At 64.0% G+C, this 18269-nt stretch carries 14 protein-coding genes; 5 read left to right on the top strand and 9 right to left on the bottom strand.

Annotation, left to right across the window (positions count from 1 at the left end; all coding sequences use genetic code 11):
• Positions 1-148: 148 nt before the first annotated feature.
• Positions 149-1345 carry a class I SAM-dependent rRNA methyltransferase gene (locus LOY34_RS01145; protein WP_010222172.1) on the top strand — a complete coding sequence of 399 codons (1197 nt, stop codon included), beginning with the start codon at positions 149-151 and terminating at the stop codon, positions 1343-1345.
• Positions 1346-1403: 58 nt separating this feature from the next.
• Here the strand turns inward: LOY34_RS01145 and LOY34_RS01140 are convergent, their stop codons facing one another.
• The gene (locus LOY34_RS01140; protein WP_045201869.1) at positions 1404-3077 is read right to left on the bottom strand and encodes a DUF4153 domain-containing protein; all 1674 of its coding nucleotides are present in this window, start codon (positions 3075-3077) and stop codon (positions 1404-1406) included.
• 315 nt (positions 3078-3392) lie between these two features.
• On the opposite strand from LOY34_RS01140, the gene ilvD reads away from it, so the two are divergent.
• Positions 3393-5234, top strand: a complete 1842-nt coding sequence (gene ilvD, locus LOY34_RS01135; RefSeq protein WP_093377274.1) for a dihydroxy-acid dehydratase — start codon at positions 3393-3395, stop codon at positions 5232-5234.
• A gap of 71 nt (positions 5235-5305) precedes the next feature.
• Here the strand turns inward: ilvD and LOY34_RS01130 are convergent, their stop codons facing one another.
• From LOY34_RS01130 to LOY34_RS01115, 4 genes are all read right to left on the bottom strand, one after another.
• Positions 5306-7711, bottom strand: coding sequence for a TonB-dependent receptor (locus tag LOY34_RS01130; protein WP_195885447.1), 2406 nt, complete (start codon positions 7709-7711; stop codon positions 5306-5308).
• A gap of 130 nt (positions 7712-7841) precedes the next feature.
• On the bottom strand, positions 7842-8786 hold the full coding sequence (locus tag LOY34_RS01125) for a FecR family protein (protein WP_258664184.1): 945 nt from the start codon (positions 8784-8786) through the stop codon (positions 7842-7844).
• Positions 8787-8815: 29 nt separating this feature from the next.
• Positions 8816-9349 carry an RNA polymerase sigma factor gene (locus LOY34_RS01120; RefSeq protein WP_195885445.1) on the bottom strand — a complete coding sequence of 178 codons (534 nt, stop codon included), beginning with the start codon at positions 9347-9349 and terminating at the stop codon, positions 8816-8818.
• 80 nt (positions 9350-9429) lie between these two features.
• Complete coding sequence (locus LOY34_RS01115; protein ID WP_093377290.1) at positions 9430-10485, bottom strand: phosphorylcholine phosphatase; 1056 nt, start codon at positions 10483-10485, stop codon at positions 9430-9432.
• 240 nt (positions 10486-10725) lie between these two features.
• On the opposite strand from LOY34_RS01115, the gene LOY34_RS01110 reads away from it, so the two are divergent.
• The gene (locus LOY34_RS01110; RefSeq protein WP_258664182.1) at positions 10726-12117 is read left to right on the top strand and encodes an L-cystine transporter; all 1392 of its coding nucleotides are present in this window, start codon (positions 10726-10728) and stop codon (positions 12115-12117) included.
• Positions 12118-12161: 44 nt separating this feature from the next.
• Here the strand turns inward: LOY34_RS01110 and LOY34_RS01105 are convergent, their stop codons facing one another.
• A complete protein-coding gene (locus LOY34_RS01105; protein ID WP_195885443.1) occupies positions 12162-12680 on the bottom strand; it encodes a dihydrofolate reductase in 519 nt (172 codons plus the stop codon).
• A 63-nt stretch (positions 12681-12743) separates the two neighbouring features.
• On the opposite strand from LOY34_RS01105, the gene LOY34_RS01100 reads away from it, so the two are divergent.
• Positions 12744-14135, top strand: a complete 1392-nt coding sequence (locus LOY34_RS01100; RefSeq protein WP_195885442.1) for a DUF2868 domain-containing protein — start codon at positions 12744-12746, stop codon at positions 14133-14135.
• Positions 14128-15492: a GTPase/DUF3482 domain-containing protein gene (locus LOY34_RS01095; RefSeq protein WP_045201852.1), complete on the top strand. Its 1365-nt coding sequence runs from the start codon at positions 14128-14130 to the stop codon at positions 15490-15492. Before LOY34_RS01100 ends, LOY34_RS01095 begins: the two co-directional genes overlap by 8 nt.
• Here the strand turns inward: LOY34_RS01095 and LOY34_RS01090 are convergent.
• The 3 genes from LOY34_RS01090 to LOY34_RS01080 all read right to left on the bottom strand — a co-directional run bounded on the left by LOY34_RS01090 (position 15475) and on the right by LOY34_RS01080 (position 18260).
• Positions 15475-16029 carry a phosphonate degradation HD-domain oxygenase gene (locus LOY34_RS01090; RefSeq protein WP_195885441.1) on the bottom strand — a complete coding sequence of 185 codons (555 nt, stop codon included), beginning with the start codon at positions 16027-16029 and terminating at the stop codon, positions 15475-15477. The genes LOY34_RS01095 and LOY34_RS01090 overlap by 18 nt on opposite strands.
• Positions 16030-16031: 2 nt before the next feature.
• A complete protein-coding gene (locus tag LOY34_RS01085; RefSeq protein ID WP_195885440.1) occupies positions 16032-17159 on the bottom strand; it encodes a TIGR03364 family FAD-dependent oxidoreductase in 1128 nt (375 codons plus the stop codon).
• Between the two features lie 75 nt (positions 17160-17234).
• Positions 17235-18260 (bottom strand): putative 2-aminoethylphosphonate ABC transporter substrate-binding protein, encoded by a 1026-nt coding sequence (locus LOY34_RS01080; RefSeq protein ID WP_195885439.1) that lies wholly within the window; start codon positions 18258-18260, stop codon positions 17235-17237.
• Between the last annotated feature and the right edge of the window lie 9 nt (positions 18261-18269).

Genomic DNA, 18269 nt, shown 5'->3' with positions numbered 1-18269 from the left:
ACACTCGGGGCTGAGCGGCGATTCTAACCTGATCGTACTGGCCAGCGGTGAAGCTAAAGGCCATCGCTCTGTTGCAATTTGTCGCTATTCCCCATCGAGGCGTCAGGCATCGGGTTATAATCCCGCTCTTTTTTCCCGGAGCGACGTCATGTCCCTGCCCAGCCTTCGTCTCAAAGCCAATGCCGACCGCCGCCTGCGCGCCGGCCACCTGTGGGTCTACAGCAACGAAATCGACGTCGCCGCGACCCCGCTGCATGGCTTCAAGGCCGGTGACCAGGCGATCCTCGAGACCGCCGGCGGCAAGGCCCTGGGCGTCGTAGCCATGAGCCCGAACAACCTGATCTGCGCCCGCCTGCTGTCGCGTGACGCCAAGCTGGCCCTGGACAAGTCGCTGCTGGTGCACCGCATCAACGTAGCCCTGTCGCTGCGCGAGCGTCTGTTCGACAAGCCGTTCTACCGCCTGGTGTACGGCGATTCCGACCTGCTGCCGGGCCTGGTGGTCGATCGTTTCGGCGATATCCTGGTGGTCCAGCTCGCTTCGGCGACCATGGAACAGCACAAGGATGACGTGGTTGCCGCGCTGGTCCAGGTGCTCAAGCCCACCGGCATCCTGTTCAAGAACGACTCGGCCGCGCGCGACGCCGAAGGCCTGGGCCGTTACGTTGAAACCGTGTTCGGCCTGGTGCCGGAATGGGTGGCCCTGGAAGAGAACGGCGTGAAGTTCGAAGCGCCGGTCATGGAAGGCCAGAAGACCGGCTGGTTCTACGACCACCGCATGAACCGCGCGCGCCTGGCGCCGTACGTCAAGGGCAAGCGCGTGCTCGACCTGTTCAGCTACATCGGCGGCTGGGGCGTGCAGGCCGGTGCCTTTGGTGCCAGCGAAGTGTTCTGCGTCGATGCCTCGGGCTTTGCTCTGGACGGCGTCGAGCGTAACGCCGGGCTCAACGGCATTGCCGAGAAGCTGACCTGCATCGAAGGCGATGTGTTCGAAGCGCTGAAAGAGCTCAAGGCCTCCGAAGAGCGTTTCGACGTAATCGTGGCCGACCCGCCCGCCTTCATCAAGCGCAAGAAAGACCTGAAAAACGGCGAAGGCGCCTACCGCCGCCTGAACGAGCAAGCCATGCGCCTGCTGACCAAGGACGGCATTCTGGTCAGCGCATCGTGCTCGATGCACCTGCCTGAAGACGACCTGCAGAACATCCTGCTGACCAGCGCCCGTCACCTGGACCGCAACATCCAGCTGCTCGAGCGCGGCGGCCAGGGCCCGGATCACCCGGTGCACCCGGCGATCCCGGAAACCCGCTACATCAAGAGCATCACCTGCCGCCTGCTGCCCAACAGCTAAGGCGTGGCGCAATAAAAAATCCCGGCCTGGTGCCGGGATTTTTTTCGCCTGCAAGACGCTAGCGGTTGGGCTGCCAGGTCAGGTCGACACCATCAATGGTCAGCGTCTTGTAGCGCGGCATCACCGGTTTCATCTGGCCATGGCGGATCAGCTGAACCAGGCGCTCGGTGTTATCGCGAATACTGTGCAGGCTACCGACTTCGCGCCACTCACCCTTGCCCTCGCGGGCAAACAGAAAAACGCTGGATGCGTAGGTGTGCCGCGGGATCATCAACACTTCGTTGCGCCCGTCGCCGTCCATGTCCACGCCCCACAGAAAGCAGCCCCTGCCGGTGCATTGAGTCTCGGCCATGACCATCTTGGCGAACGCCTCGCTGCCAGGCTGCTCGGGGCCCAACCATTCCAGTTTCGGCCCACGAGTGTCTTCGCCATACCGCGCGTGGGATTCTTCCATGATCCACTGCAGCCTCTTGCGCCCTTCAGCGTCGAACAGCTCGTCAGTCTTGAGCCGCTCTTGCAGCGCCGTGAACGCCTCACGTCCCGGCTTGCCCAGGCCGTGATACAAGGTTCTGGCATCGAATTCCTGGATCGCGGTGCGCCCGCTAAGCAGACGCTCGACCTGGTTGTTGGCACTGAGCTGCAAAGGGTTCAGCAGCGGGGTATAGAACAGCACCACCAACACCGCGCTGAGCAGGGCAATCCACGGGTTACTGACCCGCAGGCTATTGAGCCAGCCCTTGCCCGAGGCGAACACCGCCCACAACGCAGCAAGGCTGTGCACCTGCATCACACCAATCAGCAACAGGGCGAGAATACGCTCAGGCGTCAGGCCGTACTGATTCACCCGCAACCAGCTTGAATAGCCCGCCAACGCCACCAGCACCGGCAAGCACAGCAAGCAGGCCTCGACCAGGCGCTTGAGCACACCCGGATAAGGATTGGCCTGATGGCCATCCTGGAACACGCCGTTGACCAAAAACAGGTTGATGGCCACCAGCAACAGCAGGATGGTGGTCGAGTAGCCGGTGTTCCAGATCGGCTGCAACCCGGTAAACGGCAGCATCAGGCTGAACAGCAAGGCGATCAGTGCGCTCAGTGGCAGCAACACACGGCACAGGGTCAGCAGCACACCGCGCAACAGGCCGATGACCTTTTCGTTCTCCAGGCCCATGCGCATCCCCAGGGAGAACACCACAGCCAGACCGATACGCACCACTGGCGCCGAGGTCAGCACATCTTCGACCTGGGGGATGCCGAGCATCAGGAACAAGCGCCCGCACAGCCACAGCAGCAGCCAGAACAACAGAGTGAACAGCAGCGCCAGGAGGACGATGAAGATGTTGTTCCAGGCATGCCGGAACAGGTCTTCATAACGCGGCCGCAGCCCTTCGCGGGTCGGCCAGCTGAGGATGAAGGCGGTGCCGATGTAGGTCACCACAACCGCGGCCAGCCATGAGCTCTGCCAGACCCAGCCCAGGGTGTCCTGGCTGAAGGTCCAGCTGCTGATAAAGCCGATCAGCAGCGTCAGGCCCAGGACCAGCCAGGCGGTACCGCGTTGCAACACCGCACTGCCGAGCAGTTGCAGGTTGACCCCGGCCACCAGCACGGCGGCGCACAGGCCAAATGGCAGCCCGGCGATATCAATCTGGATGTGCCTGGCGAAGAGGAACACCAGGCCTTGCAGCAGGCCAATGGCCAGGTAGAACAGTAAAGATCGACTTATCGCAGGCATTGCAAATCCTTTTGGCCAGTGGGGTGCGAAGCGCGCAAGTCTACCCAAAGCCTGGCAGCCGACGCCAAGGCCTTTACCTTGCGGCCTGCGCCAACGGCCAATTATCACAACGCCATTCCCTCAAGGCCGCAGCGGTGTAGAATCGGGCTATTCATCGCCAGTCATCCCCGGCGGGTTTATGAGCTCTGGCCGAGCGCACGGCGATCCCGCGGCGATCTCGGCTTCATCCGTACCAGCGGCCACCTGCCTTCGGTGCAAAGGACAAGAGAAGCTCACTCCCCTTTTTGTTACCTGATTAGCCGCCAGGAGTGCTTCATGCCTGATTACCGCTCGAAAACGTCCACCCACGGCCGCAATATGGCCGGCGCCCGCGCCCTCTGGCGTGCCACCGGGATGAAGGACGAAGACTTCAAGAAACCGATCATCGCCATCGCCAACTCGTTCACCCAGTTCGTCCCGGGCCACGTGCACCTGAAGGACCTCGGCCAGCTGGTGGCTCGCGAGATCGAACGCGCCGGTGGCGTGGCCAAGGAATTCAACACCATCGCGGTCGACGACGGCATCGCCATGGGCCATGACGGCATGCTCTATTCGCTGCCAAGCCGCGAGATCATCGCCGACTCGGTCGAGTACATGGTCAACGCCCACTGCGCCGACGCCATCGTCTGCATCTCCAACTGCGACAAGATCACCCCCGGCATGCTGATGGCCGCCCTGCGCCTGAACATCCCGGTGATCTTCGTTTCTGGCGGGCCGATGGAAGCCGGCAAGACCAAACTGGCCAGCCACGGTCTGGACCTGGTCGATGCCATGGTCATTGCCGCCGACTCCACTGCCAGCGATGAAAAAGTCGCCGAGTACGAGCGCAGCGCCTGCCCGACCTGCGGTTCGTGCTCCGGCATGTTCACCGCCAACTCGATGAACTGCCTGACCGAAGCCCTGGGCCTGGCCCTGCCGGGCAACGGTTCGACCCTGGCCACCCACAGCGACCGCGAGCAGCTGTTCCTGCAGGCCGGGCGCACCATCGTCGAGCTGTGCAAGCGCTACTACGGCGACAACGACCAGAGCGTCCTGCCGCGCAACATCGCCAACTTCAAGGCGTTCGAGAACGCCATGATGCTCGACATCGCCATGGGCGGTTCGACCAACACCATCCTGCACCTGCTGGCCGCCGCCCAGGAAGCCGAGATCGCTTTCGACCTGCGCGACATCGATCGCCTGTCGCGCAAAGTGCCGCAGCTGTGCAAAGTGGCGCCGAACATCCAGAAGTACCACATGGAAGACGTCCACCGCGCCGGCGGCATCTTCAGCATCCTCGGCTCGCTGGCCCGTGGCGGCCTGCTGCACACCGACCTGCCGACCGTGCACAGCCCGAGCATGGAAGAAGCCATCGCCAAGTGGGACATCACCCAGACCAGCGACGAAGCGGTGCACCACTTCTTCAAGGCGGGCCCGGCCGGTATTCCGACCCAGACCGCATTCAGCCAGTCGACCCGCTGGCCGAGCCTGGACGACGACCGTGAAAACGGCTGCATCCGCAGCGTCGAACACGCCTACTCGCAAGAAGGCGGCCTGGCGGTGCTGTACGGCAACATCGCCCTGGACGGCTGCGTGGTGAAAACCGCCGGCGTCGACGAGTCGATCCACGTCTTCGAAGGCAACGCCAAGATCTTCGAAAGCCAGGACAGCGCCGTGCGCGGCATCCTTGCTGACGAAGTGAAGGCCGGTGACATCGTCATCATCCGCTACGAAGGCCCGAAAGGCGGCCCGGGCATGCAAGAGATGCTCTACCCGACCTCGTACCTCAAGTCCAAGGGCCTGGGCAAAGCCTGCGCCCTGCTCACCGACGGCCGTTTCTCTGGCGGCACCTCGGGCCTGTCGATCGGCCACGCTTCGCCAGAAGCCGCAGCCGGTGGCGCCATTGGCCTGGTGCAGGACGGCGACAAGGTGTTGATCGACATCCCCAACCGCTCGATCAACCTGCTGGTCAGCGATGAAGAGCTGGCGGCGCGCCGTGTCGAGCAGGACAAGAAAGGCTGGAAGCCGGTCGAAGCGCGGCCACGCAAAGTGACCACGGCGCTCAAGGCCTACGCCCTGCTGGCGACCAGCGCCGACAAGGGCGCGGTACGCAACAAGGCGCTGCTGGACGGGCTGTAAGCAGAAAAGCATCGCGGGTCAAGCCCGCTCCTACAGGTGTGGGAGCGAGCTTGACCCGCGATGGCCTCACCTCAGTACTTGGCCCGTACAGTGAACGTCAGGTTGCGCGGCTCGCCATAAAAGTTCGACCCCCACGAACTGTCCACCCGCTCATAGTAGGTACGATCGAACAGGTTGTTGGCCGTCAGCGTTGCCGACAGGTTCTGGTTGATTTTGTACCCTACCTGGGCCGTGGCAATGCTGTAGCCGCCCTGGACGAAATCGACGTCACGCTTGTAGTAGGTGGCGCTCACCGCCCGTAGCCCGCCACCGACACTGAAGTCCTTCAACGGGCCATCGGCGAACTCGTAGCGCGTCCACAGGTTGAAGTTGTGCTTGGGGGTGATGGTGGTGCCCTGGTTGGTGTCTTCGCCGCTCAGCGACTTGAGCATGGTGAAGGCGTAGCCGGTGCTGATGCTCCAGTTGTCGGTGAGGTTGCCGCTCAGCTCGGTTTCCCAACCCTGGCTTCGGATCTTGCCTTGCGGCTCGTAGTACTGGTTGTTGGCGACCAGCTCGGCGCGGTTTTCGTCGTAGATGCGAAACAGCGCCACGCTGCCATTCAAGCGCCCCTCATAAAACTCGCGCTTGAGGCCGATTTCGTACTGCTTGCCTTTGCGCGGGGCGATGGTCTCGCCGCCGGCATTCACATCGGTCTGCGGCTTGAACACGCTGGTGTAGCTGGCATAGGCCGACAGTTCCGGGGTCAGTTTGGCCACCAGCGCGCCATAGGGGATGACCTTGCGGTTGATGCTCGACTCGGTGCTATTGAAGTTGTTGAAGAAGGCGTTGGCGTTGTGCGCTTCGCTTTCGAACCAGGTCACCCGGCTGCCGAGGATCACGTCCAGCCAGTCGGTGGCGCTGATCTTGGTGCGGGCGTAGAGGCCGTACTGGTGCGATTTCGACCAGTTGCCGTTGTCCATTTGGTACTTCTGCTTAGGGATATTGATGCTGCCCGGGTCGAACACATTGGTGTCGAAGTATTCTCCGCCGCCGTAGGTGAAGTCCTTGTCCAGGTGCTGGTATTCGGCGCCCACCGTCAGCTCGTGGGTACGGCCAAAGGCTTCCACCGGCAAGGTCACGAAGCTGTCCAGGCCCAGGGTCTTGATGTGCGTGTAGTAGGAATAGGCCACGGCCGAGCTGGCGCCGGTGGCCGGGTCGACCGCACCGTCGCTCCAGGTGAAGTTGCGGGTCGGGGTCTCGGCGTCGCGGTAGGTCAGCGAGGTCTTGAACTGGCCGCCGTTGTCCAGGGCATGATCGACTTCGAAGAAGCTTTCCCAGACGTGCTCGTCCAGTTCGTTCCATTTGGCATCGACAAAGGTCGAGCGCTTGACGTCCAGCAACTTGCCATTGGCGTACGCCGGCAGGCCGAACGCCGGGGTCGAATGGTTTTTCTGATAGGCGCCGCCCAGCGATAGGGTGGTGTCCGGGGTCACGTCGTATTCCAGCCGGCCGTAAACCATTGGCCGCTCGTTCTGGGCGTAGTCGACGAAGGACTTGTTGTCTTCGTAGGCGGTGACGAAGCGCCCGCGCAGGCTGCCGTCGCTGTTGAGCGGGCCGGTGATGTCGACGGTCGAGTGGTAATGATCGTAGGAGCCTGCCGACAGCTCGCCGCTCAGGGCGAACTGGCCGAGGGCGCGCTTGCGCACCAGGTTGATGGTGCCACCAGGTTCACCCGCGCCCTGGTACAGGCCGGAAGGCCCGCGCAGCACTTCGACGCGGTCGAACATCGCCAGGTCGAAGCTGGTCATCAGGTCGCCCTGGCCAGTCATTTGCGAAACACCATCGACCTGCACCTGATCGACCAGGAAGCCGCGCATGTACACGTCATTGAGGCTGGAGCCGGAGTTGTAGCTTTTGATCGTCGCCCCGGTCACCTGACGCATGGCGTCCTGCAGGCTGTTCATGTTCTGGTCGTCCAGGCGCTGGCGGGTGACCACCGACACCGACTGTGGAATGTCCTTGAGCTTCTGTTCGCCCTTGCCGATGGTCAACGCACCGGTGGTGTAGGACTGGCTGCCTTCGGTAGTAGCCCCAAGCACCTTGCCGCCGACCATGGTCGCGCCCAACTGCAGCGCCGCCTCTTCACCCTGGCGTTTTTCCAGGGTCACGCTGTCGCGATCGATGTAGCTGGCGCTCAGGCCGGTGCCAGCCAGCAGGCGGGCCAACGCCTGGTCCTGTGGATAACTGCCGCTGATGCCCGGGGAGCGCAAGCCCTGAGTGACCTCGGCGCCGACCAGCACCTGCACCCGGGTAACCGCACTGAAAGCCGCCAGCGCTGCATCCAGCGATTGCGCCGGAATCTCGAAGCGATACTCCTGCGCTTGCGCGGCAGGCGCGGCCAGGATCGGCGTTGCCAGTGTGCCGCAGCCCAGGGCAATGGCCAGGCTCAGCAGGGTGGGCACGCCGGGCAGGCGCCGGGTGGCGGTGGTATGTTCCATCAGTGAAGCTCCCCAGAATCGTCGAAGTCGTTGAATAGCGCCGCACTGTCTGAGAGTGCTTATTATTTGCGCCTACGAAATCAAGGACGTCAGCTACTGGGGAAACCCTGAAACTTTCGTAAGAAATTTTTCAGCCCTCACGCAACACCCGCAGATACGGGGTGTAATGCTCGGCGCGCAGGCCCAGGGTGTGGGTCAGGGCCTTGAGCACCGCCTCGGGCTTGTCGATCTCGAACACCCCCGAGACCTTGCGCTGGCGCAGGCCCTCGCCCAGCACCAGGGTCTGCCCTGGCCAGTAGCGGTTGAGGGCGTCGACCACTTCGACCAGCGGCTGCTCGCGGAATACCAGCTGGCGTTGGCGCCAGGCGAACTCGGCGGCCACATCGAAAGCATGTGCCGAACCCAGTTGTATGCCGCGATACTCGACGGCGCGACCAGGCTCCAGCAGCACCGACTGATGGCTGTCGGTACCGACCTGGACCTTGCCCTGGGCAACCCGCACTCGGGTCTGGTCACCTTCCCGGGCGACGCTGAAACGCGTGCCCACCACCTTCACCCAGCCATCGCCGGAGCGAATCACGAATGGCCGCGCCGGATCATGGCTGACCTCGAACCACGCCTCGCCACGCAGCAGCCGCACCCGCCGCTCGCCACCTGCCAGCTCGACCTGCACGGCCGTGTCGGTGTTGAGCTGCAGTTGCGAACCGTCCGCCAAGGCAATGCTGCGCGACTCGCCAGTGGCGGTGGCGTAGTCGGCACGCCAGCGGTCCGGCCAGGGGCTATTCACCAGTAAAGCGACCATCAGCAATACCGCCGCGGCACTCGCCCAGAGCTGCCGCCGCGGTCGGCGCCAACGCGCGCGCTGGGCCTGACGCAGTTGCCGTGCCGGCTCACGCAGGGCCCCGAGCAGGCCAAGCACCTCGTCCCAGGCCTGGGCCTGTTCCGGGCCCTGGCCCAGCCAGGCGCTGAAGGCCTCACGCTCTGCGGGCGTGACGTCGTCGGCCTGCAGGCGGTAGTACCAGCCACTGGCTTCGGCGAACAGGTCGTCGGCATCCGTGACGTGAGGGTCGGTCATCGGGCTATCCGTCACTGCAAATGGCCGGTTCATGGACGCGGCCCCGGCGTGCCACTGAGCAAGCGCGCCTTGATAAAGGCCCGGCAGTCGATCAGCGCACGGCGCAATTGGTATTCGACACTACGCGGGGAAATCTGCAGCCGCTCGCCAATTTCCCGGTAGGAACATTCGTCGACATGATAAAGCAGGAAGATATGCCGGGTCGCCTCGGGCAGGGCCTGAATGGCCTCGTACATCAGCGCTTGTTCCTGCAGCGCCGAGAGTTGCTCGTCGGCCCCGGGCGTTTCGCAGGCCAGCTCGTCGCTGGGCTCACCGCCGTCCAGGCGCTCGCGGCGGATGGCCTGGCGCTGGTGGTCACGGATCAGGTTGCTGGCAATGGTGAAAAGAAAGGCCGGCAGGTTGTCGATCTTCTTGTCGGCAGGCAGCCGCGCCAGGCGCAGGAAAGACTCCTGGGTCAGGTCGGCTGCCACCTGCGAATTGCCCGTGCGGCGCGCAACAAAGGCTTCCAGCGCTTTCTTGTGCTCGGCAAACAGGCGGGCAATCTGCGTATTCCACGAAGACACGGTACTTCCTGGCGATGGACCTCAAGGTGCGCGCACGCTAGCAGAAGATGAGATGAATTCGCAATTGATATCTATTTTGCTTACTGAATCTGCTCCGGTGTAACGATCACCCAGTTCTTGTCCGCCGTCACCGGCAAGCCCTCCTTGGCCTGCGCCGCGGCATGCTTGGCGATCATGCCGTTGAGCTGGTCCATGTACTTGGCCTTACGGTTTATCCACAGGTGGATGCCGCCCTTGGCCACGTCGACGCTATGAAACTGCATATAGCCGTCACTGGTCGGAGTATCGCCACCGACCAGCACCGGCTTCTTCCATTCGTCGATATAGGTGAGGATGGCCGCCTGCTTGCCGGCCATCCAGGTGGCTGGGGTCCACAGATACGGGGTCAGCTCAAGGCCCATGTTGGCCTGCGGGTCATAGCTGCCGGCGCTGATCTGCTTGCGCGCGGTGGTCAGGGCGCCGCTGTTGCGGTCCTTGAGCAGCAGACTGACGCCGATCACGTTCTGCGGTTTGACGTTGTAGCCGTACTTGGGGTCGGCAGCGACCATGCGCACCAGCTCTTCGGAGGCGGCGCTGATCACGTAGACCTCAATGCCGTTCTCCATCAGCTTGTTGAACAGCTCGGCCTGGCCGGCGAACACTTTCGGCGGTTGCACCTCAATGGGCTTGACCTGGTCACCCTCGTAATAGGTGCTCGGCACCGGCTTGCCCGAGGCCATCAGCTCGTCGACATAGCCCTTGAGCTCCTTGAGGGTGAAACCGGAAAACACCTGGGCGACCCAGGGGTAGCAGACCATGTCGTCGATTTCGCAGAGCCGATAGTAGTAGCTGAACAGGCTCTCCTTGTGCTCGGCGGTGTCTTTGAAGGGGATGAGCTTGAGCGACGGGTCGAGTTTGTCGCGGCTGAGCAGGCCCTTGTTCTCCATGAACGGCAGCAGCGATTCTTCGAGGTCGAAGCGGTAGCTGGTGTTGTCCATGTCGAAGACCGCATAGTTGCCCTTGTTGGCATTGGCCGCGATCATGCTGTCCAGTTGCTTGGCAGCCTCGGCCGGCCAGTGCTTGAGCTCGGTGGCCCAGCTGTGCCCGGTAAGCAACAGGGCGAGGCCGGCGGCGAGGATTTTCGGAGCAGACGTCATGTGCTTTTCTCCAGAAAAGTGGCCCGCCCACGCTAGCAAAGCCTGCAATGCGCACCGACCCGACAGCGACACCGACACGCCCCTGAGCGGCCACGAGCATTCTGTTTGCGACCTGGCGTTATTCCAAAAACGACTATCGAAATTCCATTTCGATATAAATTCGTTGGTTTTCATGCTGTTAGCATTTCTGTTCGCAATCGCACACAGAGGCGATGCCCCGCCTTTTTTCCTGGAGCTTCAATGAATCTGCCGTTGTCTCTCAATCTGCTGGCGTTCCTGGCCTTGCTGCTAGGCCTGGCGCAAACCCGTCATGGCAACTGGAGCCTGGCCAAGAAAGTGCTGGTCGGCCTGGTCCTCGGCGTGCTGTTTGGCGCTGCCCTGCATGCCATTTACGGCGCCGGCAACCCGGTCCTCAAGGCCACCATCAGTTGGCTCGACCTGGTCGGCAACGGCTACGTGCAGTTGCTGCAGATGATCGTCATGCCGCTGATCTTCGCCTCGATCCTCAGTGCCGTGGCGCGCCTGCACAATGCTTCGTCGCTGGGCAAGATCAGCTTCCTGACCATCGGCACGCTGCTGTTCACCACGGCCATCGCCGCGCTGATCGGTATCGTGCTGACCAACCTGTTTGGCCTGACCGCCGAAGGCCTGGTGGCCGGTACCGCCGAAACCGCGCGCATGGCGGCGATCCAGAGCGACTACGTGGGCAAGGTCACCGACCTGAACATCCCGCAATTGCTGCTCTCGTTCATCCCCAGCAACCCGGTAGGCGACCTGGCCCGGGCCAAGCCGACCTCGATCATCAGCGTGGTGATCTTTGCCGTGTTCCTCGGCATGGCCGCCCTGCAGTTGCTCAAGGATGACGCCGAGAAGGGCAACCGCGCCCTGGCCGCCATCGACACCCTGCAAGCCTGGGTGATGCGCCTGGTGCGGCTGGTGATGAAGCTCACCCCCTACGGCGTGCTGGCGTTGATGACCAAGGTAGTGGCCAGCTCGAACCTCGACGACATCCTCAAGCTCGGCAGCTTCGTGGTGGTCTCGTACATCGGCCTGGGCCTGATGTTCGTGGTACACGGCGTGCTGCTGGCCATGAGCGGCGTCAACCCGCTGCGCTTCTTGCGCAAGGTCTGGCCGGTACTGACCTTCGCCTTCACCAGCCGCTCCAGCGCCGCCAGCATCCCGCTGAGCATCGAGGCGCAAACCCTGCGCCTGGGTATTCCGCAGTCGATCGCAAGCTTTGCCGCGTCATTTGGCGCAACCATTGGCCAGAACGGCTGTGCCGGCCTGTACCCGGCAATGTTGGCGGTGATGGTGGCGCCAGCGGTGGGCATCGACCCGTTTGACCCGCTGTGGATTGCCACCCTGGTGGCGATCGTCACCCTGAGCTCGGCCGGTGTTGCCGGTGTCGGCGGCGGTGCGACGTTCGCGGCGCTGATCGTATTGCCGGCCATGGGCTTGCCGGTTGAGCTGGTGGCCTTGCTGATCTCGGTCGAGCCGCTGATCGACATGGGCCGCACGGCGCTGAACGTCAACGGCTCAATGACGGCCGGGGCGATTACCAGCCAGATGCTCAAACAGACCGACAAGTCGGTGCTGGATGCGCAGGAACATGCGCAGCTGACGCCCTCCTGACGACCTCATCGCGGGGCCTCGACTTACTTGCCCCGCGATGCATTTCAGGCCTTTTCCCAGACCTCGAAGTGATACGCCGGCTTGTCATCCTCAGCCGGATTGGCCTGAGTCGACGCCAGCTTCCACTGCGCCGCATCAAACTCAGGAAACCACGCATCCCCTTGCGGGCTGAGCTCAACCCGGGTCAGGTACAGGCGATCCGCCAGGCCGCGCTCGATGGCCTGGGTATACAGCTGCGCGCCGCCGATCAGCATCAGCTCGTCGACGCCCTGCGCCAGTGCCCACTGCTCGGCACGCTCAATGGCAGCCTCCAGCGAGGCGAACACTTCGGCACCTTCGAGTTGCAAGCCCGGCTGGCGGCTGACCACCAGGTTCAGGCGCCCCGGCAGTGGGCGACCCAGCGAATCCCAGGTCTTGCGCCCCATGATGATCGGCTTGCCCAGGGTGGTGGCCTTGAAATACTTGAAATCCCCCGGCAAGTGCCAGGGCATGCTGTTGTCGATGCCGATCACGCGGTTCTCGGCGAGGGCCGCGATCAGGCTGAGGGGGAGTGATGTTTTCATGCCGGCGAGGATAGCAAAGCCCGATCTTCGATGCCTGAGTTATGCTTTGGGCTGACTTGATCAATGGAAGACCGTGTGACTGCACTGACTGACCTGGACAAACGCTGGCTCACCGAAGCCGTGCGCCTGCGCGAAGAACATGCAGGCCCCTTGGAAGACCAGGAAGCCAACCGCCGCGCCCGCCAGGCAGGCGGCGACCTGCCGGCGCGCATCGAAAGCCGCGCCCTGTGGCTGGCCGAACGCGACGGCATGCGCAGCGCCCTGCAACACTGGAAACAAGGCGCTCGCCTGGCGCTGGCAGCCCTGGTGGTACTGGCCGTGCTCAGCGGCGCCGGCCTGGCCCTGGCCGCCCTCGGCGACAGCCTGCGCCCGGTCAACGTGTTCTGGGCCCTGGGCAGCCTGCTCGGGTTGAACCTGCTGCTGTTGCTGGGCTGGCTGCTGGGCTTTTTTCTGGCCGGTGAACAGGGCGCCAGCCTTGGTCGCCTGTGGCTGTGGCTGAGCGAAAAATTCGCCCGCGATGCCCAGGCCGCACACCTGGCCCCCGCCCTGCTGGTGATGCTGCAGCGACAAAAACTCAATCGCTGGCTGCTCGGCCTGTTGGTGCACAGCCTGTGGCTGCTGGCTTTGAGCACTGCGCTGTTGATGCTGCTGATGCTGCTGGCCACCCGACGTTACGGCTTCGTCTGGGAAACCACCATTCTCGGCGCCGACACCTTCGTCGCCCTGACCCAGGCCCTTGGCGCCCTGCCCGCATTACTCGGCTTCAGCGTGCCGGACGTGGCCATGATCCGCGCCAGTGGCGACACGCAACCGGCACTTGAGCTGGCCCGCCAGGCCTGGGCCGGCTGGCTGCTCGGCGTGCTGCTGGTATACGGCATCGTTCCGCGCCTGCTGCTTGCCGCCCTGTGCCTGTGGCGCTGGCGCAGTGGCCGGGCGCGCCTGCAACTGGACCTCAAGCTGCCCGGCTACAGCCATCTGCGCGATGTGCTGATGCCCAGCAGCGAACGCCTGGGCGTCAACGACGCCGCGCCTGATGCCTTGCCGCAGATCGTGCGTGGCGTTGGTGAAGAACACAGCGAAGGCGCCCTGCTGGTCGGCCTGGAGCTGGACGACAAACGCCCGTGGCCACCTACCCTGCCCGCAACGGTGAGCAACGCCGGTATCCTCGATAGCCGCGAGTCGCGCAACAAACTGCTGGAACAGCTCAGCCGTTTTCCGCCAGCGCGCCTGGCGATTGCCTGCGACCCGCGCCGCTCGCCCGACCGTGGCAGCCTGGCGCTGCTCGCCGAGCTTGCGCGCAATGCCGGGGCCACGCGCATCTGGCTGCTGCAGGCAATGCCCGGTCAGGCACTGGACGCTGAACGCCTGGGCGACTGGCATCAGGCCCTGGAACAGCTGGGTTTGAGCTACGCCGACAGCGCCCCGCTGAACTGGCTGGAGCATGGCCATGACTAAGCCGCTGAAACTGGCCGTGGTCGGCCACACCAACGTTGGCAAGACCTCGCTGCTGCGCACCCTGACCCGCGATGTCGGCTTCGGCGAGGTGTCGCATCGGCCGAGCACCACCCGTCATGTCGAGGGCGCACGCCTGTCGGTGGACGGCGAGCCGTTGCTCGAACTCTACGACACCCCGGGGCTGGAAGACGCCATCGCCCTGCTCGACTACCTTGAGCGCCTGGAACGGCCGGGCGAGCGCCTCGATGGCCCGGCGCGGCTGGAGCGTTTTCTGCAAGGCAGCGAAGCGCGCCAGCGTTTCGAGCAGGAGGCCAAGGTGCTGCGCCAGCTGCTGGCCAGCGATGCCGGCCTGTATGTGATCGATGCCCGCGAGCCGGTGCTGGCCAAGTACCGCGACGAACTGCAAGTGCTGGCCGGCTGCGGCAGGCCGTTGCTACCGGTGCTCAACTTCGTCGCCAGTAGCGACCATCGCGAAGCTGACTGGCGCGAAGCCTTGGCGCGCCTGGGGCTGCATGCGCTGGTGCGCTTCGACAGCGTCGCCCCGCCAGAAGACGGCGAGCGCCGCCTGTACGAAAGCCTGGCGTTGATGCTGGAGCACTCACGACCAGCGCTGCAACGCCTGATCGACGATCAGCAGGCCCAGCGCCAGGCCCGGCGTGAAAGCGCCAAGCGCCTGGTCGCCGACCTGCTGCTCGACTGCGCCGCTTGCCGGCGCAGTGTGGTCGCCGAGCCTGGCGCCGAAGCCGTGGCCATCGAAGCCCTGCGCCGCGATGTGCGCCAGCGCGAGCAACGCTGCGTCGAAGCGCTGCTCAAGCTCTATGCGTTTCGCAAGGAAGACGCCGCCAGCAGCGACCTGCCTTTGCTCGACGGGCGCTGGGGCGATGACCTGTTCAACCCGGAAACCCTCAAGCTGCTCGGTGTACGCCTGGGCAGTGGCGTGGCAGCCGGTGCGGCGGCCGGGGCCGGGGTCGATTTGCTGGTCGGCGGCCTGACCCTCGGTGCCGCGGCGCTGGCCGGGGCGATAGCCGGCGGCGCGCTACAGACTGCCCGCAGCTACGGCTCGCGCCTGCTCGGCAAACTCAAGGGCCAGCGCGAGTTGACGGTGGACGACAGTGTGTTGCGCCTGCTGGCGTTGCGTCAGCATCAGCTGATTCACGCCCTGGATGCCCGTGGCCATGCGGCGCTGGAGCGGATCAAGCTGGCGGCGCCACAAGAGCAGACCTGGCGCGAAGGCAAGCTGCCGCAAGCGCTGGGCAAGGCCCGGGCGCATCCGCAGTGGTCGTCGCTCAATCCCGGGGCGAAAGTGAATCAGGCCGAGCGCCAGGAGCAGATTGATGCGCTAGTGCAGGAGCTTTAGCGCCTTGCCCTTGAGCAGTTGCAGGTCAATCACCGGCACATTCATCTCCTTGGCCAGCTCATCCCACTGGCGCATGCGCAGGCTCACCGCACACAGTGGGTCTTGCTCGAAGGCATCGGCCTCGGCCTCGCTCATCACCCCGCCCTGGTACTCCAGGGTGCGCCGGCTGGCCTCACTCAGGCGCTGGTAATAACCCGGCTGGCGCAAGGTCAGGTAGCGCTTGGCCTCGACGTGGTACTCCACCAGCCTGGCCAAACGCTCGCTGAAGCCGCAGCGGCGCAGGTAGTTGGCGCCAACACGCTCATGGCTGACCACGCCATAGCCGCCCATGTCGCCTTCGGCGCTGCCACAGATATGGCCGATGTCATGGAAGAACGCCGCCAGTACCACCTCGTCGTCATAGCCCTCGGCCAACGCCAGCTGCGCCGCCTGGGACATATGCTCGAGCTGCGAAACCGGCTCGCCAATGTAGTCCTCATTGCCATGCTGCTGATACAAGGCGAAGACCTCGCTGACAATCTGTTCGGCACTAACCATGATCAGTCACTCTCCTCCAGCAAACGGGCGATATGTTGCTCGGCCAGGGCCGGGCCGACGCTCATGCCGACGCCGCTGTGCATCAGCGCAACGCTGATACCCGGCGCCACCTGCAGCAAGGAAAACGGCCCCGGCCCGCCAGAACCATAGACGCCCTGCCAGCGTTCGACCACCTCGATGCGCCCGCCCAGGGTCTGCTCGGCCAGCTCGATCATCCAGTTGTCGACCTGCTCGGCGTTGAACGGTGAAGCATCGCTGCCATAGGCATGGGAGTCGCCGATGATCAGCTCGCCATGGGGCGTCGGGCTGATCAGCAGGTGGATGCCATGCTCCAGCAGGTGCGGGCTGTTGGCCTGCAGTTGCGCTTTCAGCGCCTGGGCCTGCGGCAGGTCGGCGAAGGCGCCGTAGTGCACACAGCTCAGGCCGGTCAGCAAGGCGTGCTGCAGGTCGAGTTTGAAGCGCGGCCGGGCGCGCAGCATCTGCAGACGGCAAACCTGCGGTTGCAGGGCGGCGATGGGTTCGGCGAGCAGGGTCTGGTAGTCGTGGCCGGAGCAGACCACGATCTGTCTGGCGCTGAAGTCCCCCGCCGTGGTCGATACGCGACCAGGTTCGATAGCACGTACCAAGGTTGAAAAGTGAAACGCTACATCCAGTTCCTGCTGCAGGAAGCGGATCAGGCTCGGCAGCGCTTCGCGGGAATACAACTGCTGGTCTTGCAAGCCACGCAAGGCGGCGCGGTGGTGGCGAAACTGGCCGCCGTACAGGTCGTTCAAGGCGGCGCCGCTGAGCAGTTCCACCTGGTAATCATGTTGTGGCGCGCGCTCGGCACAGAAGGCTTCGAGCAGTTCCAGCTCCAGCGCAGTGCGAGCAAACAGCAGCGAGCCATTGGCCTTGAGCTCGAAGCCGGCCTGCTGCGCCCAGTGCTTCCAGATACCACTGCTGGCCTTGGCCAGTTCGAGCATCTGGCCGGGTGGCTGGCCGGTTACCAGGGCCTGGCCGAAGTTGCGCACCGAGGCGCCCAGGGGCGTCGCGCTGCGCTCGAAGACCCGCACTTTGAGCCCGCGCCGGGCAGCGGCGTAGGCATGGGACAGGCCGAGGATGCCGGCGCCGACGATGAGTAGATCGGTCATCTGAGGTTCCTTCAAAAATGCTATCGCGGGGCAAGCCCGCTCCTACAGTAGGAGCGGGCTTGCCCCGCGATGCGGTTACTGCTGCGCGACCTTCTCCGACTTGCCGTCATAGCGCTTGCGCCATTCGGCGAGGATGTTGTCGCGGTTCTTCGAAGCCCAGGCGAAGTCGTTCTTGATCAGGCGCTGTTCGTAGTCGGCCGGCAGTTCGGTCTGCGGCTTGGCGATGCCCGGCTGGGCCAGGACGGCGAAGTTTTCCTTGTACAGCTCCATGGCCGCCGGGCTCGCCGAGAAGTCGGCCAGGCGCTTGGCCGCGTCTTCATGCTGGCTGCCCTTGATCACCGCGGTGGCTTCGATCTCCCAGCCCAGGCCTTCCTTCGGCAGGACGATGTCCAGCGGCGCACCCTGGCGCTTGAGCTGCACGGCCGGGTATTCGAACGAGATGCCGATCGGGAATTCGCCAGCAGCAGCCAGCTTGCACGGCTTGGAGCCAGAGTGAACATACTGGCCGATGTTCTGGTGCAGGCCGTCCATATACGCCCAGCCCTGCTTCTCGCCGAAGGTCTGCAACCAGGCGCTGACATCGAGGAAACCGGTGCCGGAAGACGCCGGGTTAGGCATGACGACCTTGCCCTTGTACTCAGGCTTGGTCAGGTCCTGCCAGCTCAGCGGCTTGCTCAGGCCCTGCTTCTCGGCCTCGACGGTGTTGAAGCAGATGGTCGCGGCCCAGACGTCCATGCCCACCCAGGCCGGCGGATTGGCGGCATCGCGGTAGTTGGCGCCGATCTTGCCGAGGTCTTTCGGTGCATAGCTTTGCAGCATGCCCTGCTGGTCGAGGATTGCCAGGCTCGATGCCGCCAGGCCCCACACGGCATCGGCTTGCGGGCGGTCTTTTTCGGCCAGCAGCTTGGCAGTGATGATGCCGGTGGAATCACGCACCCACTTGATTTCGATGTCCGGGTTGGCCTTTTCGAAGGCCTGCTTGTAACTCTTGAGCTGTTCGGCTTCGAGCGCGGTGTACACCGTCAGTTGGGTATCGGCGGCAAAGGCCTGCACGCTGAATGCAGTGAGGACGGCAGCGGCAAGAGCAAGTGGCTTGAACATGATGCGGTT

The organism is Pseudomonas sp. B21-009, from assembly GCF_024749345.1.
Taxonomy (GTDB): Bacteria; Pseudomonadota; Gammaproteobacteria; order Pseudomonadales; family Pseudomonadaceae; genus Aquipseudomonas.
This window is presented reverse-complemented; position numbering and strand designations above follow the sequence as displayed.